Raw genomic sequence first — 6,117 nt, forward strand, 5'->3', positions numbered from 1 at the left:
GCCATGTCGCTGTCCGACCCCACCTCCACCCTGATGTTCGCCGAAGCCGCTGAAGCGGCCGACGTCGTCGCCCGCCAGTTCTCGCGCAACCACGCCACGATGGAGACGCTGGCTGCCAGCCTGCGCGCCGCGCCACCCCCGTTCGTGGTCACCTGCGCGCGCGGCAGCTCCGATCATGCCGCCACCTACGGCAAGTACCTGCTGGAAACCCAGCTGGGCCTGGTGGTCGCCTCCGCCTCGCCGTCTGTGGGCTCGGTGTATGCCGCGCCGCTGCAGCTGCGCGGTGCACTGTTCATCGTCATCTCGCAGTCGGGCAAGAGTCCGGATCTGCTGCGCAATGCCGAAGCGGCCAAGGCCGCCGGCGCGCGCGTGGTCGCACTGGTCAATGTCGAGGATTCGCCGTTGGCGCAGCTGGCCGACACGGTGATTCCGCTGCATGCGGGCCCGGAGAAGAGCGTGGCCGCGACCAAGAGCTACCTGGCGTCGCTTGCGGCACTGCTGCAGCTGGCCACGTACTGGAAGCAGGACAGTGGCCTGCGCGCTGCGCTGGAGCTGCTGCCGGATGCGTTGCGCGAGGCATGGCAGTGCGATTGGACGGCGCTGGCCGATGGCCTGGTGGACGCCACCAACCTGTTCGTGCTCGGGCGTGGGCTTGGGCTTGGCGCCGCGCAGGAAGCGGCGCTGAAATTCAAGGAAACCTGCAGCCTGCACGCCGAGGCCTACAGCTCGGCCGAGGTCAAGCATGGCCCGATGGCGCTGGTCGGCCGCGGTTTCCCGGTGCTGGCTTTCGCCCAGCCCGATGAGACCGGCGCGGGCACACGTGCCGTGGTGGAGGAGTTCTCAGCGCGTGGTGCGCAGGTATGGATGGCCGGCGCCGCAGGCAACCTGCCGGTGGCTGCCGCGCCGCATCCGTTGTGCGCTCCGCTGCTCACCGTGCAGAGTTTCTACCGTGCGATCAATGCGCTGGCGCTGCGCCGCGGGTTCAACCCGGACCTGCCGCCGCATCTGAACAAGGTCACGGAGACCGTGTGATGGCAACCGTGCTGCGCAATGCCCGCATCCTGGTCGGGGATGATTTCCGCGATGACCTGGCAGTGCTCATCGAGGACGGGAAGATCAGCGCGCTGCTCCCCGATGCCGCGCCGCAGGTGGGCCAGGCGGCCGAGCAGGTCGATCTCGGCGGCGGCTGGCTGCTGCCGGGTTTCATCGACGTGCAGGTCAATGGCGGTGGCGGCGCGCTTTTCAACAACACGCCGGACGTGGCGGCCCTGCGCACCATCGCGCAGGCGCACCGCCGTTTCGGCACCACCGCGATGCTGCCGACGCTGATCAGTGATGACGTGGCGGTGATGCGCGAGGCGATCGCCGCCTTGCGCGAAGCCATCGCTCAAGGCGTACCCGGTGTCATCGGCATCCATCTGGAAGGGCCGTACATCGCCCCGGCACGGAAGGGGACCCACGACGCCAGCAAGTTCCGCGTGCCCGATGCGGAGGAGATCGCGCTAGCCGCCTCGCTGGACAATGGCGTGACCCTGCTCACCCTTGCGCCGGAACGGGTACCGCTGGAGTCGATCCGCGCGCTGGTGGAGCGCGGGGTGATCGTCGCGGCTGGACATACCGCTGGAACGTACGAAGAGATCCGCGCCGGCCTGGATGCCGGTGTGCGCGGCTTCACCCATCTGTACAACGCGATGTCGCCGCTGCAGGGCCGGGAGCCGGGTGCGGTGGGTGCCGCGCTGGAAGATCGCGACAGCTGGATCGGCATCATCGTCGACGGCGTGCACGTGCATCCGGCCAGCCTGCGGGTAGCGCTGGCGGCCAAGCCACGCGGTCGCCTGCTGCTGGTGACCGATGCGATGCCGCCGGTCGGCGCCGATGATCCCAGCTATGTGCTGTATGGCGAGACCATCACTGCCGTCGATGGGGTGGTGCGCAACGCAGCTGGCGCGCTGGCCGGCTCGGCACTGGACATGGCCACGGCCGTGCGCAACACCGTGCAGATGCTCGGCCAGCCGCTTGCCGAAGCGGCGCGCATGGCCTCGACCTATCCGGCGCAGTTCCTCAATGTGGACGACCGGCTGGGCCACATCGCCGAGGGTTACCAGGCCGACCTGGTGCTGCTGGACGATGCCCTGCAGGTGCGGGGCACCTGGATTGCCGGACAGTACGAGGCCGCCTGATGAGTGCTGCGCCGTCAGCGCGCCTGGGCTCGATCGATGCCCTGCGCGGCATCACCGTGGCGGCGATGCTGCTGGTCAACAACCCGGGCGACTGGAGTGCGGTGTTCGCACCGCTGCGTCATTCGGACTGGCATGGCTGCACGCCCACCGATCTGGTGTTCCCGTTCTTCCTGTTCCTGGTCGGCGTGTCGATGGCCTTCAGCGTGGCACCGCGCGCGCTCGATGCGTCGGTGCGACCCACACTGGCGCGTGGCGTGCTGGAGCGCGCGTTGCGCATCCTGGTAGCCGGCGCGTTGTTGCATCTGCTGATCTGGTGGGCGCTGGATACGCATCACTTCCGCATCTGGGGCGTGCTGCAACGCATCGCGGTGTGTGCGGCGCTGGTTGGCCTGCTGGCGGTGTATGCGCGGCTGCACGTGCAGGTCGGGGTGCTTGTCGGGCTGCTGGTGGGCTATACCGTGCTGCTGCTCGGCCTCGGTGATCTGTCGCCATGGACCAACCCAGCCAGCCGTCTGGATACCGCGCTGTTCGCCCCGTGGATCTACCAATGGCACGCCGATACCGGGCTTGGCCATGACCCGGAAGGGCTGCTGAGCACGCTGGGCGCGCTGGCCAGCACCACCCTGGGCCTGCTGGCCGGCGCACTGCTACGCAGCGGTCGCGCCGTGGCGCTGGCGGGATTGGGCGCCGCAACGGCAGTGCTGGGCCTGCTGCTTGCCATTGTGCTGCCGTTGAACAAGCAGCTGTGGACGCCCAGCTACGTGCTGTGGACCGGAGGTCTTGCGGCGCTGGCCCTGTGGCTGGCGCATGTGCTGATCGACCAGAAGGGCTGGCCCGCGTGGGGCCGTCGTTTCGGCGTCAACGCGATCACCGCGTACCTGGGGGCCTCGGTGATGTCGGTGGCATTGTTGGCAACCGGCGCCTGGGGCTGGGTCTGGCAGCAGCTGGCGGCGGCCATGCCGGGTGCGCTGGAACTGGCGTCGATGCTGCAGGCCCTGGCCTTCGTCACCCTGTGGTGGGGCGTCGCGTGGTGGCTGGACCGGCGCAGGATCTATCTCAAGATCTGACAGCGCCGGGGTATGGACGCACCTGCGGTGGAGCAGGACCAGGCTCGGCTCATTGCTGGCCGGGGACTGCCGCTGCGGGCTCCACCAGCGCCCCCGCGTGATCGGCCAGCACCTGCACCGCATGCAGCAGCCCTTCTTCCACCTGCGGCGGGCAGTGCGCTCGGGTATCGTCCATCTCCCGCGCCGCCTGCGCGGCCAGCAGCAGTCCTGCGCAGGAAGACACTGCGGCCAGGCAGCGCGTAGCGCCGGCCAGATCACGCGCCCTCGCTTCCGTGATCCGCGTTTCCGGCCAGGGTTGGCCGTTGGCACCGTCGCCGCGCGCGATGCTGCGTAACCGGGCGAAGAATGCAGGCTGCGGCACGTTCTCGTGGGCTGCGGCCAGCGCATCTTCCAGGATGTCGGCGGCAGCGGCGGGCAGCCGCAGCCCAGGCAGGGCGTCGCCCAGCAGCGCGTGCAGGCGGGTATGGGTGGGATGGGGCAGGTTCATGGCAGCAACCTCACAGGCAAGTCCACCTGCAGGACGCAAGGTGGCGGGCGGTGCGGGTTGGCGTGCCGGTGAAGCTTTTCAACGGAGAAAAAGCCGGCGGATCCGGAGATCCCCACGCACCGCCCGCCGCAGAACGACGGAGGGTGCACTACTCGGGCCCGCGATGTTGTCGCAAGCCCACCGTTGAAAAGCTTCATTCGGGACGCCAATCCCGGCCAGCACAGGGGCGCTGGCAGATGCCACCGTCGCGCGGTCTACAGCGCGATGACATGGGCAAAGTTGCAATGTGTGTATTCGTATCGGCTGCCTTCCTCGCGCCCGGAGCGCCGTGTCGTCATCGCGCAATGCCTGCGCTGCCAGCCAGTCCAGATGCGACAACCTGCGCGATGGCCGTGCCGATCATCAACCCGCTATGCTGGGCGCCTGACTCAACGGCAAGGAACGTCGTATGCAGATCTGCAACGGAGTGCGGCGCGCGGGTGCGACGGTGGTCGTGCTTTGGGCTGCGCAGACGATGGCCGCAACGGCCTCGGCATCCGCGGTTGAACTGCCCTCACCGGAGGCGCAGGTGCAGATGCTGCAGCTGCTGGAGGCGCGCGCGCTGTATCGCGACCGTGTCGATTGGGCCGGTGTACGCGCGACGCTGGCCGCCGCAACCGATGATGCTGGCCGGCGCCAATTGCTGGATGACGCCGCTACCCGCAGCACGGGCGGCCATGGCCGCTGGATTCCGCCCAGCCTGCAACGCCAGCGTTCCGGGCGTGCGCAACGCTTGAAGGCCGGCCAGGATGCGGCGTCGCCAATGCCGTGGCAGGCCGATGCGCGCGTCGGTGTACTGCAGGTGAGCCCGTTCCTGGACGATCCTCAGGCGGGCGAGCAGGCACGGTATGACGCTCGCAGAACCTACGCGCTGGCGCTGCAGCACCGCATCGTGGCCCTGGATGACGGCACGCGGTGCGGCTGGGTGGTGGATCTTTCCGGCAATGGCGGCGGCAACATGTGGCCCATGCTGCTGGGCCTGCTGCCGTTGTTGCAGGGCACCCCGGATAAGGAAGGGGCCGTGATCGGCGGCTTCCGCAGCGCCGAGGGGCAACGGCCGTGGCGACAACGCGACGGAGAGGTCCTGGATGGCGCAAATTCGCGGCTTCGCTCGCGCCAGGCGGCCTATGCGCTGCGCGGCGGTCCCGCACCGGTTGCGGTGATGTTCGGCCCGCGTACTGCCAGTTCGGGCGAGGCCGTGGCGCTGGCCTTCCGCGGCCAGCCCGGCAGCCGCAGTTTCGGCCAGCCCAGTGCAGGCTATTCCACCGGCAATCAACCCGTGCCCCTGGTGGATGGCAGCATGCTGCTGCTGACCGTGAATGTCATGACCGACCGCCAGGGGCAGGGTGACGGTCGCCAGCTGCAGCCGGATCAGCCCACCGCCCCCGGAGCGTCCGGTCTGCAGGCCGCGCAGGACTGGCTGCTGGCCCAGCCCGCCTGCTCGGGGCGTTGATCTGCGCGCAGGAAGGTGAGCCGTGGGAGGCGCCGCTTACACCGGTTCATCGCTCGAGGGCTCGGCCTGTTAAAGTCTCTCCTGCAATCACGTAGCGGAAGCGACCATGGACCACGACACCCCGTTCGAACCCCTCAACGACCTCGAGGTGCGCCTGCTGCAGGCCCAGGATGGCACGCTGACCGCGTCGCAGTTCCTCGATGGGCTGCTGACCTCGACGGCGTTCGTGCTACTGGACAAGGCCATCGGCGAAGACGGCGCATGGGACGAGAGCATCTCGCCCCTTGTGCTGACCAGCGAGAGTGGCGAGCCGATGTTCGCGGTGTTCACCGCCCCCGAGCGTGCCGGCCTGTGGCACGAACAGCTGCCGCAGTTCGCGCATGCCATGCCGATCGCGGTACATGCGCTGCTGGCCGGAATCGGCGACGGTGTCGGCCTGGTGCTGAACCCCGGCTTGGACGTGGGCATGGAGATGATTCCCGATGCCGTGGCGCAGTTGAAGCAGCGCGCTGCTGCGATCACGCGGGGCATGGCGCACTGACCACACCGATGCCGGTGGTAGATCCGGATGCGCTCACATGTGGTGTCGCATAAGGACCGGGATTGCCGCTGAGAAGTGATTCGACGATCACTTTGAGGTTTTCATCGACAGAGAGTCGGCATTGCAGTGCGTGAGTTTCCGCGCTGGCATGTCTGCGTTGTCGTCTTTGACTCTTTCTTCTGTGCCCTGCAGCCGAACAGTCTGGCCCGTTTCAAGCCGGACGCGCGTTGCTCATGGAAGGACTTCCGCATCACCTCCGTCATGCGACGTTGCTCGCGGCGCTTGCAGCGCCGCGAAGCGACGATCGCTTTCTCAGGTTGCACACCCCCTGCGGCACTGACGTGCTGGTA

At 68.2% G+C, this 6,117-nt stretch carries 6 protein-coding genes; 5 read left to right on the top strand and 1 reads right to left on the bottom strand.

The genetic code is table 11. The annotated features are described in order from the left end of the window. Positions 1-3: 3 nt before the first annotated feature. The 3 genes from N7367_RS13105 to N7367_RS13115 are packed head-to-tail and all read left to right on the top strand — an operon-like array spanning position 4 to position 3,247. The gene (locus N7367_RS13105) at positions 4-1,032 is read left to right on the top strand and encodes an SIS domain-containing protein (RefSeq protein ID WP_053519280.1); all 1,029 of its coding nucleotides are present in this window, start codon (positions 4-6) and stop codon (positions 1,030-1,032) included. Then, positions 1,032-2,180 (top strand): N-acetylglucosamine-6-phosphate deacetylase, encoded by a 1,149-nt coding sequence (gene nagA, locus N7367_RS13110; protein WP_111186185.1) that lies wholly within the window; start codon positions 1,032-1,034, stop codon positions 2,178-2,180. Before N7367_RS13105 ends, nagA begins: the two co-directional genes overlap by 1 nt. After that, positions 2,180-3,247 (top strand): heparan-alpha-glucosaminide N-acetyltransferase domain-containing protein, encoded by a 1,068-nt coding sequence (locus tag N7367_RS13115; protein ID WP_279942540.1) that lies wholly within the window; start codon positions 2,180-2,182, stop codon positions 3,245-3,247. Before nagA ends, N7367_RS13115 begins: the two co-directional genes overlap by 1 nt. Before the next feature lie 49 nt (positions 3,248-3,296). Here N7367_RS13115 and N7367_RS13120 read toward each other — a convergent pair whose 3' ends face one another. Continuing rightward, on the bottom strand, positions 3,297-3,734 hold the full coding sequence (locus N7367_RS13120) for a hypothetical protein (protein WP_279942541.1): 438 nt from the start codon (positions 3,732-3,734) through the stop codon (positions 3,297-3,299). A gap of 448 nt (positions 3,735-4,182) precedes the next feature. Here N7367_RS13120 and N7367_RS13125 point away from each other — a divergent pair, with 448 nt between their 5' ends. Together N7367_RS13125 and N7367_RS13130 are read left to right on the top strand one after the other, a co-directional pair. Further along, positions 4,183-5,226 (top strand): S41 family peptidase, encoded by a 1,044-nt coding sequence (locus N7367_RS13125; RefSeq protein ID WP_279942542.1) that lies wholly within the window; start codon positions 4,183-4,185, stop codon positions 5,224-5,226. Between the two features lie 106 nt (positions 5,227-5,332). Further along, positions 5,333-5,767: an SseB family protein gene (locus tag N7367_RS13130; protein WP_005411035.1), complete on the top strand. Its 435-nt coding sequence runs from the start codon at positions 5,333-5,335 to the stop codon at positions 5,765-5,767. Positions 5,768-6,117: the final 350 nt, after the last annotated feature.

It is taken from the genome of Stenotrophomonas sp. GD04145, from assembly GCF_029835135.1.
In the GTDB taxonomy this organism is placed as follows: Bacteria; Pseudomonadota; Gammaproteobacteria; order Xanthomonadales; family Xanthomonadaceae; genus Stenotrophomonas; species Stenotrophomonas maltophilia_P.